The sequence below is a fragment of the Rahnella bonaserana genome, assembly GCF_019049675.1.
GTDB classification, from domain to species: domain Bacteria; phylum Pseudomonadota; class Gammaproteobacteria; order Enterobacterales; family Enterobacteriaceae; genus Rahnella; species Rahnella bonaserana.
In genome coordinates, this window is sequence record NZ_JAFMOW010000054.1 from 32,280 (window position 1) to 52,396 (window position 20,117).

General features: G+C 51.3%; 21 protein-coding genes. 11 read left to right on the forward strand and 10 right to left on the reverse strand.

Annotated features, from left to right (window positions below; all coding sequences use genetic code 11):
- Positions 1-179: 179 nt before the first annotated feature.
- Positions 180-1,874 carry an NAD-dependent DNA ligase LigB gene (ligB, locus tag J1778_RS04975; RefSeq protein ID WP_217172247.1) on the forward strand — a complete coding sequence of 565 codons (1,695 nt, stop codon included), beginning with the start codon at positions 180-182 and terminating at the stop codon, positions 1,872-1,874.
- A gap of 16 nt (positions 1,875-1,890) precedes the next feature.
- Here the strand turns inward: ligB and J1778_RS04980 are convergent, their stop codons facing one another.
- Positions 1,891-2,508, reverse strand: coding sequence for a trimeric intracellular cation channel family protein (locus J1778_RS04980; protein ID WP_217172248.1), 618 nt, complete (start codon positions 2,506-2,508; stop codon positions 1,891-1,893).
- Between the two features lie 352 nt (positions 2,509-2,860).
- Here J1778_RS04980 and J1778_RS04985 point away from each other — a divergent pair, with 352 nt between their 5' ends.
- On the forward strand, positions 2,861-3,481 hold the full coding sequence (locus tag J1778_RS04985) for a TetR/AcrR family transcriptional regulator (RefSeq protein WP_217172249.1): 621 nt from the start codon (positions 2,861-2,863) through the stop codon (positions 3,479-3,481).
- Between the two features lie 143 nt (positions 3,482-3,624).
- Complete coding sequence (fabF, locus tag J1778_RS04990; protein WP_217172250.1) at positions 3,625-4,899, forward strand: beta-ketoacyl-ACP synthase II; 1,275 nt, start codon at positions 3,625-3,627, stop codon at positions 4,897-4,899.
- Positions 4,900-4,982: 83 nt separating this feature from the next.
- Here fabF and J1778_RS04995 read toward each other — a convergent pair whose 3' ends face one another.
- Positions 4,983-5,846, reverse strand: coding sequence for a YicC/YloC family endoribonuclease (locus tag J1778_RS04995; protein ID WP_217172251.1), 864 nt, complete (start codon positions 5,844-5,846; stop codon positions 4,983-4,985).
- A 126-nt stretch (positions 5,847-5,972) separates the two neighbouring features.
- On the opposite strand from J1778_RS04995, the gene rph reads away from it, so the two are divergent.
- The 4 genes from rph (at position 5,973) to J1778_RS05015 (ending at position 10,177) form a co-directional block, all read left to right on the forward strand.
- The gene (gene rph, locus J1778_RS05000; RefSeq protein WP_217172252.1) at positions 5,973-6,689 is read left to right on the forward strand and encodes a ribonuclease PH; all 717 of its coding nucleotides are present in this window, start codon (positions 5,973-5,975) and stop codon (positions 6,687-6,689) included.
- Positions 6,690-6,772: 83 nt separating this feature from the next.
- Positions 6,773-7,414: an orotate phosphoribosyltransferase gene (gene pyrE, locus J1778_RS05005; protein WP_037035354.1), complete on the forward strand. Its 642-nt coding sequence runs from the start codon at positions 6,773-6,775 to the stop codon at positions 7,412-7,414.
- Positions 7,415-7,446: 32 nt separating this feature from the next.
- A complete protein-coding gene (locus J1778_RS05010) occupies positions 7,447-9,654 on the forward strand; it encodes a DUF2157 domain-containing protein (protein WP_217172253.1) in 2,208 nt (735 codons plus the stop codon).
- A complete protein-coding gene (locus J1778_RS05015; RefSeq protein ID WP_217172254.1) occupies positions 9,641-10,177 on the forward strand; it encodes a GDYXXLXY domain-containing protein in 537 nt (178 codons plus the stop codon). The genes J1778_RS05010 and J1778_RS05015 overlap by 14 nt, the downstream gene beginning before the upstream one ends.
- Before the next feature lie 64 nt (positions 10,178-10,241).
- Here the strand turns inward: J1778_RS05015 and slmA are convergent, their stop codons facing one another.
- From slmA to coaBC, 3 genes are all read right to left on the reverse strand, one after another.
- Complete coding sequence (gene slmA / locus J1778_RS05020; protein WP_013577628.1) at positions 10,242-10,838, reverse strand: nucleoid occlusion factor SlmA; 597 nt, start codon at positions 10,836-10,838, stop codon at positions 10,242-10,244.
- A gap of 171 nt (positions 10,839-11,009) precedes the next feature.
- Positions 11,010-11,468 (reverse strand): dUTP diphosphatase, encoded by a 459-nt coding sequence (dut, locus tag J1778_RS05025; protein ID WP_013577627.1) that lies wholly within the window; start codon positions 11,466-11,468, stop codon positions 11,010-11,012.
- Complete coding sequence (gene coaBC / locus J1778_RS05030; protein WP_217172255.1) at positions 11,446-12,663, reverse strand: bifunctional phosphopantothenoylcysteine decarboxylase/phosphopantothenate--cysteine ligase CoaBC; 1,218 nt, start codon at positions 12,661-12,663, stop codon at positions 11,446-11,448. Before coaBC ends, dut begins: the two co-directional genes overlap by 23 nt.
- A 185-nt stretch (positions 12,664-12,848) precedes the next feature.
- On the opposite strand from coaBC, the gene radC reads away from it, so the two are divergent.
- The 4 genes from radC (at position 12,849) to mutM (ending at position 15,161) form a co-directional block, all read left to right on the forward strand.
- Entirely contained in the window at positions 12,849-13,529 is a 681-nt protein-coding gene (gene radC / locus J1778_RS05035; RefSeq protein WP_217172256.1) for a RadC family protein, read from the forward strand.
- Between the two features lie 265 nt (positions 13,530-13,794).
- The gene (gene rpmB / locus J1778_RS05040; RefSeq protein WP_004931195.1) at positions 13,795-14,031 is read left to right on the forward strand and encodes a 50S ribosomal protein L28; all 237 of its coding nucleotides are present in this window, start codon (positions 13,795-13,797) and stop codon (positions 14,029-14,031) included.
- Between the two features lie 11 nt (positions 14,032-14,042).
- The gene (rpmG, locus tag J1778_RS05045; RefSeq protein WP_004392084.1) at positions 14,043-14,210 is read left to right on the forward strand and encodes a 50S ribosomal protein L33; all 168 of its coding nucleotides are present in this window, start codon (positions 14,043-14,045) and stop codon (positions 14,208-14,210) included.
- Positions 14,211-14,351: 141 nt separating this feature from the next.
- A complete protein-coding gene (mutM, locus tag J1778_RS05050) occupies positions 14,352-15,161 on the forward strand; it encodes a bifunctional DNA-formamidopyrimidine glycosylase/DNA-(apurinic or apyrimidinic site) lyase (RefSeq protein WP_217172257.1) in 810 nt (269 codons plus the stop codon).
- An 8-nt stretch (positions 15,162-15,169) separates the two neighbouring features.
- Here mutM and coaD read toward each other — a convergent pair whose 3' ends face one another.
- From coaD to rfaQ, 5 genes are all read right to left on the reverse strand, one after another.
- Positions 15,170-15,652 carry a pantetheine-phosphate adenylyltransferase gene (gene coaD / locus J1778_RS05055; RefSeq protein WP_217172258.1) on the reverse strand — a complete coding sequence of 161 codons (483 nt, stop codon included), beginning with the start codon at positions 15,650-15,652 and terminating at the stop codon, positions 15,170-15,172.
- 6 nt (positions 15,653-15,658) lie between these two features.
- On the reverse strand, positions 15,659-16,426 hold the full coding sequence (locus J1778_RS05060; RefSeq protein WP_217172259.1) for a glycosyltransferase family 2 protein: 768 nt from the start codon (positions 16,424-16,426) through the stop codon (positions 15,659-15,661).
- On the reverse strand, positions 16,426-17,700 hold the full coding sequence (waaA, locus tag J1778_RS05065) for a lipid IV(A) 3-deoxy-D-manno-octulosonic acid transferase (protein WP_217172260.1): 1,275 nt from the start codon (positions 17,698-17,700) through the stop codon (positions 16,426-16,428). Before waaA ends, J1778_RS05060 begins: the two co-directional genes overlap by 1 nt.
- Before the next feature lie 120 nt (positions 17,701-17,820).
- The gene (locus tag J1778_RS05070; protein ID WP_217172261.1) at positions 17,821-18,969 is read right to left on the reverse strand and encodes a glycosyltransferase family 4 protein; all 1,149 of its coding nucleotides are present in this window, start codon (positions 18,967-18,969) and stop codon (positions 17,821-17,823) included.
- Positions 18,962-20,044 (reverse strand): putative lipopolysaccharide heptosyltransferase III, encoded by a 1,083-nt coding sequence (gene rfaQ, locus J1778_RS05075; protein ID WP_217172262.1) that lies wholly within the window; start codon positions 20,042-20,044, stop codon positions 18,962-18,964. Before rfaQ ends, J1778_RS05070 begins: the two co-directional genes overlap by 8 nt.
- Positions 20,045-20,117: the final 73 nt, after the last annotated feature.

Genomic DNA, 20,117 nt, shown 5'->3' on the forward strand with positions numbered 1-20,117 from the left:
TTCATCGCAACTTCGTACGGGAAAATAGCCTTTCTTTGTAGATTTACGTGCTGCCTTCCAAAATTTCTTTTCGTTACAGCAACTCACTAAATAACGGTGAAGGCATCTCGCAGCAATCAAAAATGAGACTGGCGGAAGCTATCCCCGCGGCGTTTACTGGCGTCCACAAGGAGGTGCTTATGCGCCAGTTAATCATTATCAGTCTGTTATTTATCCATTTTTCTTCTCTGAGCGCCGCGTTGCCTGAGCGCACATGTCCTGCCTGGCCGGCGACATATCTGGAAAAGGAAACGCGTCAGCTCACTGCCCAACTCGCGCAATGGGACAGTGCTTATCATCAGTCAGGCATCAGTCCGATAGAAGATTCGGTCTATGACAATTTACGGCAGAAACAGAGTTTTTGGCTGAAATGTGCCGGTCAGCCCTTGTCCGCACCGCTTATTCCCCGCGCGGATGATGCCATTTCTGTTCATCCTGTTTCTCATACCGGGCTGAATAAAATGAGAGATAAACAAGCTGTTGCAGACTGGATGAAGGGGCGTAAAAACCTTTGGGTGCAGCCCAAAATAGATGGCGTAGCGGTGACGCTGATTTACCGGTACGGGAAATTCGCTGCGTTGTTAAGCCGCGGTGATGGTGAAAAAGGACAAAGCTGGACAGCAAAAGCGGCATTGATTCCGGCTATACCTCTCACTATTCCTGATATGGCGCCCCAACGGGTATTACAGGGCGAGCTTTATCTGAAGATGACCGGTCATCAGCAAAGTACGGATGGCGGCGTGAATGCGCGATCGAAAGTTGCGGGTGCAATGTTACGCACTTCCGCCTCTGACATATTGAAACAGGTGGGTATTTTCATCTGGTCGTGGCCAGATGGTCCTCTCAGTATGCCCTCTCATCTCGAGAAACTCAGCCAGTTCGGCTTTCCTGTGGTTTCTCAATACACCTTGCCCGTGAAATCTGTTGATGAAGTCGCTAAATGGCGTGATACCTGGTTTCTCCGGCCACTGCCTTTTGCGACCGACGGCGTCGTCATCCGTCAGGAAGAGGAACCTGCGGGAAAGTACTGGAAAAATAAGCCCGCGAACTGGGCCGTGGCGTGGAAATATCCTCCGGCCAAACAACTCACAGAAGTCTCTGGCATCACGACGACTATCGGGAGAAGCGGTAAAGTCACCGTCATTCTGAATCTGAAAAGTCTCAGGCTTGATGATAAATGGGTGAATAAGGTGAGTGTGGGGTCCGTGAGTCGTTTCAGAAAATGGGATGTGCTCCCCGGCGATCAGGTAGCCATTACACTGGCCGGGCAGGGGATACCGCGTCTTGATGAAGTCGTGTGGCGCGTGAGTAAGCGCACGGAGCCGCAACTGCCAGACCCGCAGCAATACAACGCGCTTTCTTGCTTCACGCCTGAGCCCGGCTGCGCGCAGCAGTTCCTTTCCCGTCTCGTCTGGCTAAGCGGCCCGGAAGGACTGGATATGGCCGGCTTTGGCGGGGCAACGTGGCAAAAGTTACTCGATGCTCTTCCTGCTGATTCACTGGTCGGCTGGTTAAATATCACCGAAAAAGAAATGGGCGCTATTCCGGGGATCGGTGCCAAACAGGCTCAGAAACTGTTGGCCCAGATTTCCCTCACGCGGGAAAAAGATTTTCGCCACTGGCTCTCTGCAATCGGCTTTCCTTCATTTGCACTGAAATTTGCAGAGCGCCAGCATTCCTGGAACCAGTTGAAAGCACTGACCTCGCAGGAGTGGGAGGCGACGGCAGGAATAGGAAAAATGCGGGCGGATAAGATCGTTGAATTTATTCATCATCCGCAGGTGATGGCAATCGCTGGGGCATTAAGGCAGGCGCAGTTGCCTGCCTTTCAGTGACGGATTAAAGCCAGGACTAATGGTCTGAATGTGGATAATTGAAGACAGGCAATCCAAGACGGAACCGCAGCGCGATCAAGCGGGCAATAAAACCGACCAGCAGGGTAATGATGACCACCAGATTGTGCGGCAACGAGAAATATTGCAGGCCGATATACACCCAGGCAGAGGCAAATGAGACGCCTGCATATATCTCTTTCTGGAAGACCAGTGGGATCTGATTACACATCATGTCCCTCAGGACGCCCCCGAAAACGCCGGTGATAACTGCGCATACGGAAGCGATGATAGGGCCATGTCCCATATCGAGCGCCACTTGTGTCCCGATAATAGAAAACACCACCAATCCCAACGCATCAAGCACTAAAAAGAGCCGGCGCAGGTGTAGCATCAGCGGTGCGAGCCAGGTGGTCATTAGTGCGGCGACGGCCACAATGACAATGTATTCCGGGTGTTTAACCCACCCCAAAGGATAGTGCCCCAGCAGCATATCGCGGACAGAGCCACCACCAATTGCTGTGGCTGCTGCGATAATAATGACGCCAAAGGAGTCCATTTTACGCCGGCCGGCAGCAAGAGCACCTGTCATGGCCTCTGCGGTGATCCCAATAATATAAAGAACAGTGAGTAACATCGATGTGCGCCAGACGAATCAGTAATGAGAAAGCGGTAGCCGCGTAGAGTAATGAGTTTCCCATTGTCTCTCGACTGAGTTTTTCTTTTACATTGATTTTGAAATTACTAAATCTAATGCGAATACCCCTGAAACTTGCCTGTGTAAAAGGGTAGGTAAGAATATTGGGGCATTTTAGATTAGAAAAATCGCAATTGCTCGTTACTTTAGCCCTCCTCTTACTCTTTATGTACACCCAGGACATCCCCTTTTTCTGATCAAAGGTGAATTTTCACTGTTTATAAGTTACGATTATTTAAAATCGTCACTTAATGACGAACTGCATAATAGTTTTATTTGCCCGGAGGCGTGTATGAAACCCGATATTCCGGTTGCGTTAACACAGCGTGGACCTGCCGGGCACGAACGGCGTGAGCAAATCATTGATGCTGCTTTCGAGCACTTTCGCCTTTATGGGTTTGCCAAAACCTCGGTTGCCGATCTGGCAAAATCGATTGGCGTTTCAAGTGCTTATATTTATAAGTTTTTTGAGTCTAAACAGGCTATTGGCGAAGCCATTTGCTCGCAACGTGTTGGGCAGATAGATGAAGCACTCATGCTGATTGCACAAAGTGACCAAAGTGCGACTCTGCGCTTGAGATCTATTTTTAAAACCTTGCTGACACGTAGTCTGGATCTCTTTTTTCAGGACCGGAAATTACATGATCTGGCCGCGACAGCTGCGGCTCAGCAATGGAAATCGACACTAAATCACCGGGCTATGATGTACAGCATTATTGAGAAAGTGGTTACAGACGGGCGTGAATCTGGTGAGTTTGAGCGTAAAACCCCACTGGATGAGGTTTGCATGGCGATTACCAGCGTGACCACGCCGTTTTCCCACCCGTTGTTGCTGGAGCAAAAAACGCCGGAACAGCTGGAAGAGCGCGTCCAGGCTATTACCAGCCTGGTTCTGCGCAGTCTGGCAAAATAGTCATAACGAAATTTTTGGTTACGGGTTTACAAAACCGTAATTCGTCACATACTGTCAGCCTTATTATCAGAAACCCGTTTCTGGCCGGTTCATCAAAGCGCCCGCAGAAACTTAAGTCCTAAACAGACAGAGAGGAATGTTTTATGTCTCATCGTCGAGTAGTTATAACCGGCATGGGGGCTGTGAGTCCTCTGGGCTGTGATATCGAAACGATCTGGAAGCGCCTGCTGGCCGGTCAGTCCGGTATCCGTGTTTTACCGGAAGAGATTGTTGAAACCCTGTCCGTGAAAATTGGTGGTCAGGTACAAACCAAAGAACAGGACCCTGAGTCAGGATTCGATCCGGATCAGTTCGTGGTGCCTAAAGACCAGAAAAAAATGGACCGTTTCATTCTTTTCGCAATGGCTGCTGCGGATATGGCCGTTGCTGATGCGGGCTGGAAAGCAGAAACGCAGGAACAGCAGGAACGTACCGCTACCGTAATCGGTTCTGGTATTGGTGGTTTCCCGGCGATTGCCCATGCTGTACGTACTAACGACAGCCGTGGCGCTAAACGTTTGTCCCCGTTTACGATCCCTTCATTCCTGGTGAATCTGGCATCTGGTCAGGTTTCCATTAAACACCAGTTCAAAGGTCCGATTGGGGCGCCGGTCACGGCTTGCGCGGCAGGTGTTCAGGCGATTGGCGATGCGGTTCGTCTCATTCGTAATGACGAAGCGGATGTTGCGCTTTGTGGCGGTGCAGAAGCGGCTATCGATACCGTCAGTCTGGGTGGTTTTGCTGCGGCGAAAGCCATGTCTACCGGTCATGAAGATCATCCGGAAAAAGCCTCCCGCCCGTTCGACAGCGCACGTGATGGTTTCATCATGGGCGAAGGCGCCGGTATGCTGGTGATTGAAGAACTGGAACACGCGAAGGCTCGTGGCGCCAAAATCCTGGCTGAGATTGTCGGTTACGGTACCAGCGGTGACGCTTATCATATGACTTCCGGTGCCGAAGATGGCAACGGTGCCGGACGTGCGATGAAAATCGCTTTGCGTCAGGCGGGTATCCAGCCTTCAGATGTGCAGCACCTGAATGCTCATGCCACCTCTACGCCGGTGGGTGACCTGGGGGAAATCAATGCGATTAAAACCCTGTTCGGCACTGACGGTAAGCTGGCGGTGACTTCCACCAAATCTGCGACCGGGCACTTACTGGGCGCTGCAGGCGGTCTGGAAACCATCTTCACCATTCTGGCCGTACGCGACCAGATTGTTCCTCCGACGCTGAATCTGGAAAACAAAGATGAAGCGGCAGCAGGTCTTAATATCGTTGGTAATACCGCGCAGAAACATGACATTACCTATGCCCTGTCAAACGGCTTCGGTTTTGGTGGCGTGAATGCCTGCGTACTGCTGAAACGCTGGGAAAATTAATTTCTCTTCTCCGTAAAGCATAAAAAAACGCCTCCGGTTGTAATGACCTGAGGCGTTTTTTATTGTGCGGGAGAGAAGAAAATTTACTCGATATTCTGGATCTGCTCGCGCATTTGCTCGATCAGCACTTTCAGCTCGATGGCGGAAGTAGTGACATCGGCGTTGATGGATTTAGACGCCAGCGTATTCGACTCGCGGTTAAATTCCTGCATCATGAAGTCAAGACGACGGCCAACGGCTTCTTCTTTCTTCATGATTTTGTGTGTTTCTTTGACGTGCGCTTCCAGACGGTCCAGCTCTTCTGCAACATCAACACGCTGCGCCATCAGCACCAGTTCCTGCTCGAGACGGGTGTTTTCCAGCTGTACCTGGGCATCTTCCAGCTTGCTGACCAGACGCTCGCGCTGCCATTGCAAAATGTTTGGCATCTGGGCACGGACCTTGATCACTTCAGCACTGACGCCGTCGAGACGTTGTTCGATCATGGCTTTCAGCGCGGCACCCTCGCTTTCACGGGCGCTGATGAAATCGTCCAGCGCAGTGTCCAGAGCCAGCAACAATTCGTTGCTGATAGCGTCCAGATCCTGTTCTTCGGCCAGCATGACACCCGGCCAGCGCAGAACTTCCAGCGGATTAATTTCGCCTTCATCACTTTGCATTTTTACCCATTGCGCTGCTTCAACCAGCTGTTTCGCCAGTTTTTCATTGAGCTGAAGGGTGCTCTGTGCGCCCGGATCGAGATCGAAGCGCAGATTACATTCGACTTTACCGCGGGTCAGCCGGGCGCGAATGCGCTCACGAACAACCGGCTCCAGGCTGCGGAATTGCTCTGGCAGACGGATGTAAGTTTCGAGATAACGTTGGTTTACCGAGCGGAGTTCCCACGCTGCGCTGCCCCAGTCACCCTTAATTTCGCGTCGGGCATAAGCGGTCATACTACGGATCATGTATGCGTACCTGTTAATGTAAAGATGCAGCGATTATAGCCTCCACGCGCGGGTCATGATAGGCATTACCTCGCGAAGTCCGTATAATGCGCAGCCAAACATGATTCGCGACCCGGAGAACTATCCATGCGTCCAGCAGGCCGAAATGCACAACAAGTGCGCCCCGTAACACTGACCCGCCATTACACTAAACACGCTGAAGGTTCCGTGCTGGTGGAGTTTGGTGATACCAAAGTGCTGTGTACCGCAACGGTGGAAGAGGGTGTTCCGCGTTTTCTGAAAGGTCAGGGACAAGGTTGGATCACCGCAGAGTACGGCATGTTGCCGCGATCTACCCACACGCGTAATGCGCGTGAAGCCGCAAAAGGCAAGCAAGGCGGCCGTACGCTGGAGATTCAGCGTCTGATTGCCCGCTCCCTGCGTGCTGCTGTGGATCTGAAAAAGCTGGGTGAGTTCACCATTACCCTCGACTGCGATGTGTTGCAGGCTGACGGTGGCACGCGTACAGCGTCTATTTCCGGTGCTTGTGTGGCTCTGGCCGATGCGCTGAATGCGCTGGTGGCAGCGGGCAAACTGAAAGCTAACCCGATGAAAGGCATGGTGGCCGCGGTTTCTGTCGGTATTGTTAAAGGCGAAGCGCTGTGTGACCTTGAGTATGTCGAGGACTCTGCAGCTGAAACCGATATGAACGTCGTGATGATGGAAGATGGCCGCATGATTGAGGTGCAGGGCACCGCAGAAGGTGAGCCGTTCAGTCATGAGGAGTTGCTCGGTTTACTTGCCCTCGCCAGAGGGGGCATCGACACTATCTTCCAGGCGCAGAAAGAGGCGCTGGCGGAATAATTTTTTAAGGCGACTGAAAAGTCGCCTTTTTTATGGCCTGCGGGCCGACAATTAGAAATAAGACATTATCGAGGAGACCATCAATGAAAGCCTATCAGCGCCAGTTTATTGAGTTCGCACTGAACAAACAGGTTTTGAAATTCGGCGAATTTACCCTGAAGTCTGGACGCATCAGCCCTTACTTCTTCAATGCCGGTTTGTTTAATACCGGCCGTGATCTGGCGTTACTGGGACGTTTTTATGCCGAAGCATTGGTGGATTCTAAAATTGATTTCGATTTAGTGTTTGGCCCGGCTTATAAAGGGATCCCAATCGCGACGACCACTGCGGTAGCACTGGCTGAGCATCATGAGCGCGATGTGCCATACTGCTTTAACCGCAAAGAAGCCAAAGACCACGGTGAAGGCGGTTTGCTGGTCGGCAGTCCGTTGCAGGGGCGCGTCATGCTGGTGGATGATGTGATCACTGCCGGTACCGCCATCCGTGAATCGATGGAAATCATCAATGCCAATAAAGCCACTCTGGCTGGTGTGCTGATTTCACTGGATCGTCAGGAACGTGGGCGTGCAGATATCTCTGCTATTCAGGAAGTTGAACGCGACTATCATTGCAAAGTGATTTCAATTATTACGCTGGCTGACCTTATTGAGTATCTGGAAGAAAAAGCGGAAATGGCTGACCATCTGGCTGCTGTGCGGGCTTACCGGCAGGAGTATGGCGTTTAATATCGGGTAAAACTTCATAAGGCAGGGATGTCATGACACAAATTGAAGCGGGCAGCAAAGAATGGATGCCTTCCCGGGCGGCAGAGTTTCTCTGTCGCCAGACGGAGCGGTTGGTTAAAGGCCGAAGCCTGACACCAGCGGAATGCCAGCGTATTTATGATTTTTGTGGTGTCCGGCCGGGCTATTTGCAATGGCAGAAGTTTCTTGTCCCCTTACTTTCGTTACTGGGTTTGTTGTCGCTGGTCGCGGGTGCCGTATTTTTTGTCGCCTGGAACTGGGCAAATATGCCGAAGATGGCAAAATTTGCGCTGGCAGAGTTGTTGGTCGTTGCGCTTGCCGTCTTAGTCTGGTGGCGCTGGTATGACGGACTTGCGCGCAGTGCCTTACTGGCGACAGGTCTAAGCTTTGGTGCGCTGTTTGCCCTGTATGGACAGATTTATCAGACGGGCGCCGACAGCTGGGAGCTGTTCAGAGCCTGGTTGTTTGTTTTCCTGCCTTTAGCCCTTATCGCCCGTCAGAACAGCCTGTGGTTCTGCACCTGGCTGCTTGCCAGCCTTACATTTCAGCTTTATTACGCCACGGTGTCTATGTCCATGCTGGACAGCACGGTATTTGATGGTCTCGACTATTTTCCCACAACGGCTCTCTATGGTTACCTGATTGTGCAGGTGCTGTGTCTGGTCACGCGTGAAGTTCTTGCCCTGCGTGCAATTAAACACAATCCGCAGTCCTGGCTTGCCAGTCGCTGGTTTTCGCGTGTGATGGCCGCTTTCCTGTTATTGATGCTGACTTCCATCGTCGCCGGAAATGTGTCCGGCTGGCGCTACGGTAACCCTCATCCCTTTGTTACCGCGTTATGGCTGGTGGTTTTACTGGCGGGTTACTTCTTCTACCGCTATCGCCATCCTGACCTTTGCATGCTGACACTGGGGACAGTCAGTTTAGCCGCCGTTGGATGCGTGCTAATCATGCAGATGTTCGACAGCTCTTATGATTTGGGCGGCCTCTTTATGCTGGGCTGCCTGATGGCCTTATGGCTGGCAGGATGTGGCGCCCTGATGCTCTACTGGCGGCGTAAACTCTATGAACGCCAGCCGGTCGAGGTTTCTTCCACGGAAATGGCAGTGCTGACGGAACAGTTACGTCGGCATAATTTGCTTACTCAGACGCAAACTGAAGAGATTCAGCAATTCGACCATTCCTCTCATCTTCCCTGGTACTTGCGGCTGACGTTGGGTATCGGTGGCTGGGTCGCGGCGATGATTATTTTACTTCTGCTGGTTCTGGTGCTTTATGTTATCGGCCTGCTCAATGATCCCAGCGCTGCTACGGTGATTATCCCAGCGCTAATCCTTGCCTTTATTGCGGGCGGACTTTTGCGCGTGCAGGGCGTGAGTAAGCATCATATCGGACTCGCATGGGCGATAGCGGCAACCTGTGGCCTGTGTTTTGGTTTCTATATTCTCTTTGATCCTGGTTGGGAAATGTCTTTCCTGGTGGGCTCGCTCTGTTCATTGCCGGTTCTTGCAGTGATGGCGCTGGCAATGCCTGATCGTACTTTTCGTTTTATGGCGATAACGGCGCTGACATTTTTGCTGATCCTTTCCGGTAATTTGCTGGCCGGGATGTATTTACCACCGGTCATCCGTTTTTGGGCGGTATCAGCGCTGGTTGCTGTCATTGTGATTTTCTGGCTATGGATTATCAGAGAACAAATTAACTTAAAAGCCACGTCATGGGCTGAGGCTGTTTTCCCTCTCCTCTGGGGTATTCCTTCCGGCCTGATATTGCAGTGTTTTTCTGGTATTAACACCGCGCTTCTCTTTGATTTCTTCTGGCGGCCAGAAGGATATTTCACTCTTTCGCTGGGAACTGGCGCAGGTATCGCCGCAGGTTTAATGCTGGGATGTCTGTATCAGACTGTGGTGAAAAAGACGGCAACAGCTTCGCTGTTTCTGGTGGCGGCGGTTTTGTGTGGCGCAGCAGCCTTCTATGCACCGGGAATCGGTCTGGGCATGTGGTTGTTACTGATGGCACGTTATCAGGGAAGTCAGGGAGTTTTAGCCGCGAGCGGCTGTTTTTTAGCACTGTATGTCATCGACTGGTATTACTTCCTCGGCGTCAGCTTATTGCATAAATCCCTTCTGATGTTTGTCACTGGCCTGGTGTTGCTGGCGCTGGCATTTACAGCCAAAAAACTGATCCCCGCGCATAAGGAGGACGCTTATGCAAACCGGTAACCTGAGAAAATGGCTGGCAGGAGTCGTGATACTGCTGGCGCTGATCGCAGTGAATGCGGGTATCTGGCAAAAAGAACAAATGCTTAACCAGGGCGCAGTAATGATATTGGAGCTTGCGCCGGTTGATCCGCGATCTTTGATGCAGGGGGATTATATGGCGCTCAATTATGCCATCACGCGATCTTTACAAGAGCAGTTATACCAGCAACGTCAGGGTTGTCATTCTGTTCCAGAGACGCCATGTTTTCCTGTCCGTGGCAACATTATTGTGGCAGTGAATGAACACCGGCTGGTCACTCAGGCACGGTTTGACAGCGGTGAGCCGCTGAAGCCCGATGAATTGCGGGTTAACTATCATATGAAGGCCGGAACGCTGACAGTGGGAACGGATGCTTACTTTTTCCAGGAAGATCACGGTGAGCGTTTCGCCAGCGCACGTTATGGAGCATTTCGTGTAGGGGAAGACGGTACGGCATTACTGACCGCTATGCTGGATGAAAATGGGAAAGTGATTCAGCCGTAGCGGAAAAAACAAAAGGGCCTTTCGGCCCTTTTTGATATCTGACGTTTGTCACTGCTTCGTGTTTCTATTGTAACTGAGCGGAGATAAGCGGCCAGCGGGTATCGAAGTCCTGCGTCGGCTTGTACTTGAATTCGGAGCGTACAAAGCGTGACAGCATCCCTTCGCAAAAGGCCAGTAGCTGGCTGGCAAGCAGGGTTTCATCACTGATAAACCCGCTGCCTTCGCGCATTTTCTTTTCCCGCAAAACCTGACGCAATTGCGCTTCGATTCGCTCGAACAGCTGGTTGATGCGACCTTGCAGACGGTCCTGTTCAAACATCAGGGCATGACCGGTCATGATGCGGGTTAGCCCCGGATTCCGTTCGGCAAAACCTAAAATCAGCAGCAGAATCAGACGTATTCTGTTTAGCGTATCTTTTTCATCCTGCAGGATGAGATTGATACGAGTGATCAGACTGTCTTCGATAAACTCAATTAAGCTGTCAAACATCCGCGTTTTACTGGGAAAATGACGATAAAGAGCTGCTTCTGAAACACCTACACTGGCGGCAAGCTTTGCCGTTGTGATCCGCTGGCTGCCATCGCTGGACTGAAGCATTTGCGCTAACGCCTGCAAAATCTCTTCGCGCCTGTTCCTTTTTGTCGTTTCTTTCTCTGCCATGTCTGAATAGACCCTTGCTAAAAAACGGCTAAAACCATGGAGAAACCGCACAACTGCCGCATGAATCGCTGTGATCCTGCGGCTTATTTCGTTCCCTTCGCGTTGTTACGGTCTGATAGTGATAAGGATCTGTTCAATATCGCGTCAAAATCTGCGGTGCTGAACAGGTTCTTATTGGCGACCTGAGTGGCCAAAGCCCCCTTCGCCGCGTTCACTGGCGTCGAAATCTTCCACCAGATTGAATTCTGCCTGAACGACGGGTACAAACACCATCTGAGCAATGCGCTCGCCCGGTTCGATTACAAATGTCGTCTGACCGCGGTTCCATACAGACACCATCAGCTGGCCCTGATAATCAGAGTCGATAAGACCGACCAGATTCCCCAGCACGACGCCGTGTTTATGGCCCAGACCGGAGCGCGGCAAAATCACCGCCGCCAGATTAGCATCACCAATATGGATAGCCAGACCGGTTGGCAGCAGCGTAGTTTCGCCCGGTTTCAGTTCTACGGACGCGTCCAGACAGGCGCGTAAATCCAGACCCGCAGACCCTGGTGTCGCGTAAGCCGGTAAAGGGAAAGTCGAACCGATGCGCGGGTCGAGAATTTTAATGTCGATTTTTTTCATCATAACGGCTGACAATCTCTTCTAATAAACGTTGACCAAGCAGGGACTTATCGCTGAGCGGTAAGATTTTATCCCCGTCCTGCCAAAAAAGATGCAGAGCATTGGAATCACTGTTGAAACCCTGCCCGGCAAGTGAAACATCGTTAGCGCAGATCAGATCCAGATTCTTGCGGATCCTTTTTTGCCGCGCGTATTCTTCCACATTCTGGGTTTCAGCAGCAAACCCCACGACGTAAGGCCGGTTTTCTGTCATGGCCGCAACGCCCGCGACAATGTCGGGGTTTTTCACCATTTTTACAGTGATTTCATCGCCTTGCTTTTTGATTTTCTCATCAGCAATATTTTCAGCGCGGTAATCAGCCACGGCAGCGCAGGAAATAAAAATATGCTGAGAACCCGCAGACAGTTGCACCGCTTTCTGCATTTCCAGCGCACTTTCCACATCAATCCGGCGGACGTCAGGCGGCGTCGGCTGGGTGACCGGTCCGGCGATCAGCGTAACCTGCGCGCCACGTTCTGCGGCGGCTTTAGCAATGGCAAAGCCCATTTTGCCGGAACTGTGATTACTGATGAAGCGGACAGGATCCAGCGGCTCACGGGTCGGACCTGCGGTCACCATAATGTTCAGATGCGCCAGATCGTTGCGCGAAGAGAAGTGCGCGTTTGCCATATCAACAATCACCAGCGGATCGAGCATGCGTCCCGGACCTACGTCGCCACAAGCCTGACTGCCGCTGTCAGGGCCCCACAACAACGTGCCCCGTGCCGCCAGGCTTTGCAGATTTTCCTGCGTGACGGCAGCGCGATACATTTGCTGATTCATCGCCGGCAGCACCGCGACCGGCGCGGCGGTCGCCAGACATACCGTTGTCAGCAGATCATTCGCCATACCGGCATTCATGCGGGCCAGCAAATCCGCCGTGGCGGGGGCGATAATCACTAAATCAGCCCATTTGCCTAACTCAATATGGCCCATTGCCGCTTCAGCGGCGGGATCAAGCAGGTCGTCAGAAACCTGATAGCCAGAAACAGCCTGCAGGCTCAGCGGAGTCACAAAGGATTTCGCCGCTTCTGTCATGACGACGCGAACTTCAGCGCCTCTTTCACGTAAGCGACGTACCAGTTCTGGTGCTTTATAGGCAGCGATACCACCGCTGATACCGAGCACAATATGTTTGCCGGAAAGTCCCGTCATCATCATTGTCCGATTGGTTGAAAGCTGGAAGAAGCGACATTTTAGCATAACGCGCAATGATGACAGCTATTGGCGATGCTCCCTTACCGGAGCAATAAAAATTCTGCGTAATGTCTCGCAAGCTGACCAGGTGAAGATCACGACGGCGATGCCCTTATGCGACAATCTTTGTCAATTAAGGAGTCAGGATGACGAAACGACAAGACCTCTGGCCGGGCGTGACGCCGCCACGGGAGAAATTATTGCAGCAAGGGGCAAAAGAGTTGTCGGATCAGGAGCTGCTGGCTATTTACCTGCGCACAGGATGCCGGGGATTGCATGTCATGGAACTGGCAAAGAACCTGCTGGATGAGTTCGGTTCATTGCATCAGTTGCTGATGGCAGATTTTGACGCGATGGCTCGCACGAAAGGAATGGGCGTCGCCAAGTTTTCCCAGCTGGTCGCTGTGTCCGAATTATCACGCCGTGCCTATTTGCGTCACTTAAGCGCTGAAAATGCGATGCTCAGTCCGCAGGTTATCAGAGAATATTTGCAGAATTTGCTCGTTTTTCGGGAAAGAGAGGTTTTTCTGGTACTTTTTCTCGACAACCAGCATCGCGTTATTCGCCATGAGGAGATGTTTGCTGGTACTATTGGGCACGTAGAAGTGTATCCCCGCGAAATTGTTCGTGGTGCGATGAAGGTTAATGCGGCAGCCCTAATTCTGGCGCATAATCACCCATCCGGTCGGGCTGAGCCCAGCCTGATGGACAGAAAAGTGACTGAACAGATTATTCGAGCGTGCCAGCTGCTTGAGATTCGTGTCCTTGACCATTTGGTCGTAGGTCACGGAGAAACGGTATCTTTTGCCGAGCGCGGTTGGATTTAGCCTCGTTTTTTGAAGATCCTTTGGGATCTTTAGCTGTTCGGGACTTGAGCACTTACGCTACAGAGCGTATACTACGCCACCTTTGAGAATCTTGGGTTTGGCGATAAGAGCCTATCTCAGCAGGTTTCTGACCTGATGAATTGGTTTTTACCCGACGACAGTGAGTCGGTTCTCAGTGGAGTTTGCTGAGATGGGCTCTAAAAGCCTGACGAGGCGGCCATACCCTATACGAAGCTCGAGCTGATTTGATTTTTGGAGAATAGACATGTCCCGAGTCTGCCAAGTTACTGGCAAGCGCCCGGTGAGCGGTAACAACCGTTCCCACGCAATGAACGCGACCAAACGCCGTTTTCTGCCGAACCTGCACTCCCACCGTTTTTGGGTTGAGGCTGAGAAGCGCTTTGTAACTCTGCGTGTATCTGCTAAAGGTATGCGTGTTATTGATAAGAAGGGTATTGAGACGGTCTTGGCCGATCTGCGTGCCCGCGGTGAGAAGTATTAAGGAACTGCATCATGGCTAAAGGTGTTCGCGAGAAGATCAAGCTGGTTTCTTCTGCTGGTACTGGTCACTTCTATACCACCACGAAGAACAAGCGTACTAAGCCGGAAAAATTGGAACTGAAGAAATTCGATCCAGTTGTCCGTCAACACGTGATCTACAAAGAAGCTAAAATTAAATAATTTTAGTGGATTGCTAAAAACCCGGCTCCGGCCGGGTTTTTTATTGCCTGAATTTCACGATTTTCATTCTCAGCGACTTTTATTTGCCTGATGTCGGTGTCTGCGACACACTCTGAACACGATTCTGCTAAGGGAGAAATTATGCCGGAATTACCTGAGGTTGAAACCAGCCGCAGAGGGATTGAACCCTATTTGAAAGGTCACACCATACTCCATGCTGTCGTACGCAATCCGCGTTTACGCTGGCCTGTCTCGGCGGAGATCTTAGCGTTAAGCGATCAGCCTGTTCTGAGTGTTCAGCGCCGCGCAAAATATCTTCTGGTGGAGCTGAAAACCGGCTGGATTATCATTCATCTGGGCATGTCTGGCAGCCTGCGGGTATTGCCGGAAGAAACAGAGCCGGGCAAACATGATCACGTCGATCTGGTCATGGATACCGGCCATGTGCTGCGTTATACCGATCCGCGCCGTTTTGGCGCCTGGTTATGGTCTTCTGATCTGGCAGCCAGCAATGTCCTGGCCCATCTCGGCCCTGAACCGCTGAGCGAAGATTTCACGGCGGATTACCTGTTTGAGAAATGCCGCACGAAGAAATCACCGATCAAACCCTGGCTGATGGACAACAAACTGGTGGTCGGCGTGGGGAATATCTATGCCAGCGAATCCTTGTTTGTTGCCGGCATTTCACCTGACAGACCCGCCCATTCGCTCAAACGTGATGAAGCGGAGTTGCTGGTCAGAACCATCAAAGCAGTATTATTGCGTTCTATTGAACAGGGCGGGACGACGCTGAAGGACTTTTTACAGTCAGACGGAAAACCGGGATATTTCGCGCAGGAATTGCAAGTCTATGGAAGGGCTGGTGAGCCTTGCCGGGCATGTGGTACGCCCATTGAGAGTAAGAAACACGCTCAGCGCACCACGTTTTTCTGCCCGAACTGCCAGCGCTAACGCGTGATTCAGGCGCTGATTTTTTCCATCAGTGCCTGAGTGATAACCTGTGGCAGGAAAGGCGTGATGTCGCCACCGTGGCGCGCCACTTCTTTGACCAGAGAAGATGAGATAAACGACCATTCTTTCGATGGCATCATGAATACGCTTTCCAGCGTTGGCAGCAAATGCCGGTTCATGTTCGCCAGTTGCATCTCATATTCAAAATCAGACACAGCACGTAATCCGCGAACCAGCACGTTAGCCCCCTGTGCTTTAGCGAAATTCGCCATCAGATCGCTGAAACCAATGACTTCAACATTATCCAGATGCGACGTCACTTGTGTCGCCAGCGCCACGCGCTCATCCAGCGAGAACATCGGTTTTTTGCCTGGGCTGGCCGCAATCGCAAGAATAACATGGTCAAACATCAGCGCCGCACGGGTGACGATATCGAGATGCCCGTTGGTCATCGGGTCGAACGTACCTGGATAAATTGCTTTAGTGCTCATGACGTCTCACTTTTGCAGTTGATGGCTGAGCGCCCACAGGGCGGCATACTTATTGAAGGTATATTGTGCATTGACGCCTGCCAGGATCAACCCCTGCTTACCATCCAGAAAGCCAGCGCGGAGGATCCAGGTTTTAATGAATGCACCCAGTGTATGCGAAATAATCGAGAAGAAACTGCACTTACGCCCTTGCTGATGGCGTTGTTCTGCCCATGCCTGCGCATAGCTGAGCTGTTTTCGCTGGAAAGCGAAAAGGTCACGACAAGTGAGATGCTGGAGATCGCCTTGTAACGGCACCAACGCGGCATTACCGGTGTTCAGTGATTCATGAACCAGATCGTCGTTATAACTGAATGTGGAAGGGTACAACCGGTTGACGCGATCGGGATACCAGCCGCTGTGGCGCATGAATCTGCCGAGAAAAAGATTACTTCGCCCGAGGCTATAAACGGCGTTTTCCTGAGGAGTATTCAAAACGTTTTCAATAGACTTGCGCAGTTCTGGCGTCACACGCTCGTCGGCATCGATCATCAAAATATAGTCGCCGGTAGCATAGCTTTGTGCCAGCTGGCGTTGTTTGCCGAATCCCGGCCAGTCTTTATTTTGAAATACTTTAGCGCCATAGCTTCGGGCAACGTCAGCGGTGGCATCTTTGCTGCCGGAGTCGAGCAGAATAATTTCATCTGCCCATGCAACTGATTCAAGGCATTCCGGCAATAAATCGGCTTCATTACGTGCAATCAGTACAACGGATAAACGTTTTTTATCAGCCATCAATGACTCCGCACAGGCAGATAAGGCTCCAGTAAATGCAGCAGACGTTGTAACGCCCCCTGATTTTGATGCAGAACTTCGACGGCATGACGCCCGTAATACAAACGATAGTCTTCGTCAGTCAGCAGTGTGGAAATTTCTTTCACCAGCGATGCAGTATCCGTCACAGTAATGAGACCGTCGTCCTGAGCCAGCTTGGCGCAGATGTCTTTGAAATTGAAGGTGTGCGGCCCCATCAGTACCGGGATGGCGTGTGCGGCGGCTTCAAGCGGGTTATGACCACCGCGATCGACCAGACTGCCGCCGACAAATGCCAGATCGGCAATGCCGTACAGCAGCATTAATTCGCCCATGGTATCGCCGATCACCACCTGAGTGGTCGAGGACGGCACTTCCCCTGAGCTACGCTGAATGAATGAAAGTCCTGCTTTACGCGTCAGTTCACATGCCACCGGGAAACGTTCCGGATGACGGGGAACCAGAATCAGCAGCAAGTTCGGATGTGCTTTCAGCAGCTCTTTATGTGCTTCCAGCAACAGAGTTTCTTCACCCTCATGCGTGCTGGTGGCTATCCAGACCTGACGGCGTGATGCCCACTGACTGCGTAACGCAATGGCTTTTGCCGCCAGTTCGGGTGTCACGGAGATATCGAATTTCAGGCTACCGGTGACCGCGAGCTGATTTCGTTTCAGGCCTAACGAGAGGAAACGTTCACCATCCTCCTGGTTTTGCGCGGCAATCAGCGTGATACGCTGCAAAATGGTACGAATGAATTTACCCAGTTTCTGATATCCCTTCGCCGAACGGGCTGAAAGGCGCGCATTGGCGATGACCAGAGGGATCTGGCGACGGTGCAGGGCACTGATCAGATTCGGCCACAATTCGGTTTCCATGATGATAACCAGCTTAGGGTTTACCTCATCAAGAAAGCGATTTACTGATCCTGCCAGATCATAAGGCAGATAGACGTGATGCACGCCTTTGCCGAAAGCCGACTGAACGCGCTCAGAACCTGTAGGTGTCATTGTGGTGACGGTAATCGGCAAGGAAGGATAACGATGACGTAAAGCGCGGACTAAAGGAATGGCTGCCAGTGTTTCACCCACGGAAACGGAATGGAGCATAATGCCACCGGAGACAACCTTCCCTTTGCAGAAGCCATAACGTTCAGCCCAGCGTTTACGGTATGCAGGAGACTTCCGGCTGCGCAACAGTAAACGGATCCAAATCAATGGCTGAATTAAATATATGATTATATTATAAAAAATATTCATCTTTTATCAGGCGTTGCATTAGGGAAAGTCAATTTCATATAGCGAAAATAGTCCCGGCGGATAGATGGGCACATGTTATCAGATAAGTGTGATCGACTCATCATGTCAGCGCGAATGGCATCAGGCCAGCAACGAGTAATAAAGTGCAACTAATTGTTGTGAAAGGTTTTTGGGACTGCAGGGGAGAATACGCTCTCTGGCGGCATTTCCCATCTCAGCATTTTCCAACCGGGAAGGGATTTTCTTCACGAATTCACTGAGTTTTGCCACATCCAGCGCATCACAAACAAACCCTTCACGTCCTTCCCGGATAAATTCAGCGCCGCCACATGTCTGGCTGGTGATCACCGGAAGGCCGCAGGCCATCGCTTCAAGAATGACATTAGGAAACGGGTCATACAACGTCGGTAAAATCATTCCATCAGCCGCGTGATAGAAAGGCAGAACATTGTTTTGTACGCCAGCGAAACGGACTCTTTCCAGGCAGCCAGCCTGCTTTGCCAGTGATTCATACTTCTTCTGGTCTTTATCTTGTCCGACAACGATGAGATAGCGGTCACTGGATGCAATGGCTTCTATCGCGGGTTTAAGCCCTTTACGCTCAAAACCTGAGCCCACGTAAATCAGTGCAACAGCGCCGGCTGGAATAGAAAGCGTTTCGCGCGAGGCATGGCGTTGTTCGTCAGTTGCCGGAGTAAATTTTTGCGAGTCGATCGCATTATAAATAACCGCGAACCGGCTCTCATCGACCCCGTAACAACGCATGATGTCGCGTTTTACCATCTCAGAATTACAGATGATTTTTTTCAATTCCGGCGAATGGAACATCGCTTCTTCGGCTTGCAGGACATAACGGTGGTAGGGACTGATTTGGGTAAGCAAACGCTGAAAAGGGGAAATAACGCGTGCCCGTTGTTCCAGCCAGACGCGATGTGCGCCGTCTCCTGCACGGAAAATATCGCAACCCGGGATGCGCTCATGACTTTGAACTATATCGAAATGTTCCTGCTTCCAGCATTGCTGCGCGGCTGCGGCAAAGCCTTTTTCCCTTGAAACCCGACCGTATTTAGCCGGATTACAAAGATGAATTTTCCATTTCGGATTAGGCTTGCCTTCCCACTGACGGGTGATGATGTTCAGGTCGATATTCTGATCGTCCAGTGCTTCCAGGGCGCGGGATATAAAACGTTCTGCGCCGCCATCCGGGCGATACTTTTGTCTGACAATCGCTAAACGAATACTTTTTGCCTGATCAGCAGAATTAGTCATGCAGATAACTCCTGGCGGCATCAATGACATCGCTGACCGGAATGGCATGCAAATAACGCTGTTGGGTTTTTGTGTCGATAGAATCCGGGGCAGGCAGCGGAGCGTAATCTCCGGCCCAGAGGGTCGTATTGTTATTGCCCCATGGACGCCAGTGCTGCATTTTTGTCGGGCCAAATAAAGCCACGCAAGGCGTATTCAGGGCAGCTGCCATGTGCATGGGCGCGGAATCAACACCGATAAAAAGTTTTGCGCCGTCAATCATGGCGGCCAGTTGCGTTAGCGACAATTGCCCCGCCACCGAAATAACCTGTGGATTGTGAGTGAGATCCTGGATTTTACGCACCATGTCCCGCTCTTTTTTATCAGGACCCGCGGTCATAACGATCGTCAGCCCTGTATCTGCGAGGCCATCAATGACGCTGGCAAATTTGTCATCATCCCAGCATTTGAAGGTCCAGCGTGAGGTCGGCTGAATCGCAATGTATCCGCCTGTCACCTGATGTTTGAGAAGCAATTGCTGGCAAAAAGCCTTATCACTTTCTGAATAATGCATCGAGGTTTGGGCATTCTCCACTGGGATCCCCAGCGGAGACAAAATCGACATATTCTGTTCCACGGTATGCAAAACACCGTGATTTTCAGTCGTCACTAACTCTGTATGGCCAGCCCGCCAGACCGGAGAACGGCGTTTTTTATAGTCAAAACCCAGCCGGACTTTTGCCCCGGAGAACAACGAAAGTAGCGCACTGCGCCACTGATCAGCCAGGTTGATCACCAGATCATAATGCCGTGCGCGAACGGCTTTCAGCAGCCGATATTCTTGTTGTAACTGATAGCGGATCCCTTGCTTTTTCCATGTTCTGTCAATGACATGGATATGGGAAAGTGCCGGATGCTCGCTCAGAATCGGGCGGGTTTCTTTATAGAGAAGCACATCAATTTCAGCATCAGGGTAATGCTGGCGCAGTCTGTTTATCACTGGTGTTGTGAGCACCATATCTCCGTGATGACGGAGTTTCACCAGCAAAATTCGTCTGGGGATAAAGGCTGCGTACTTGGCTTCTGAGTTAGGCATTCTATTATCTGATATTAGAATATAGTGAATTGATTTTAGGTGAAGAATCCTAAGCTGTGAAGTTATTTATCTG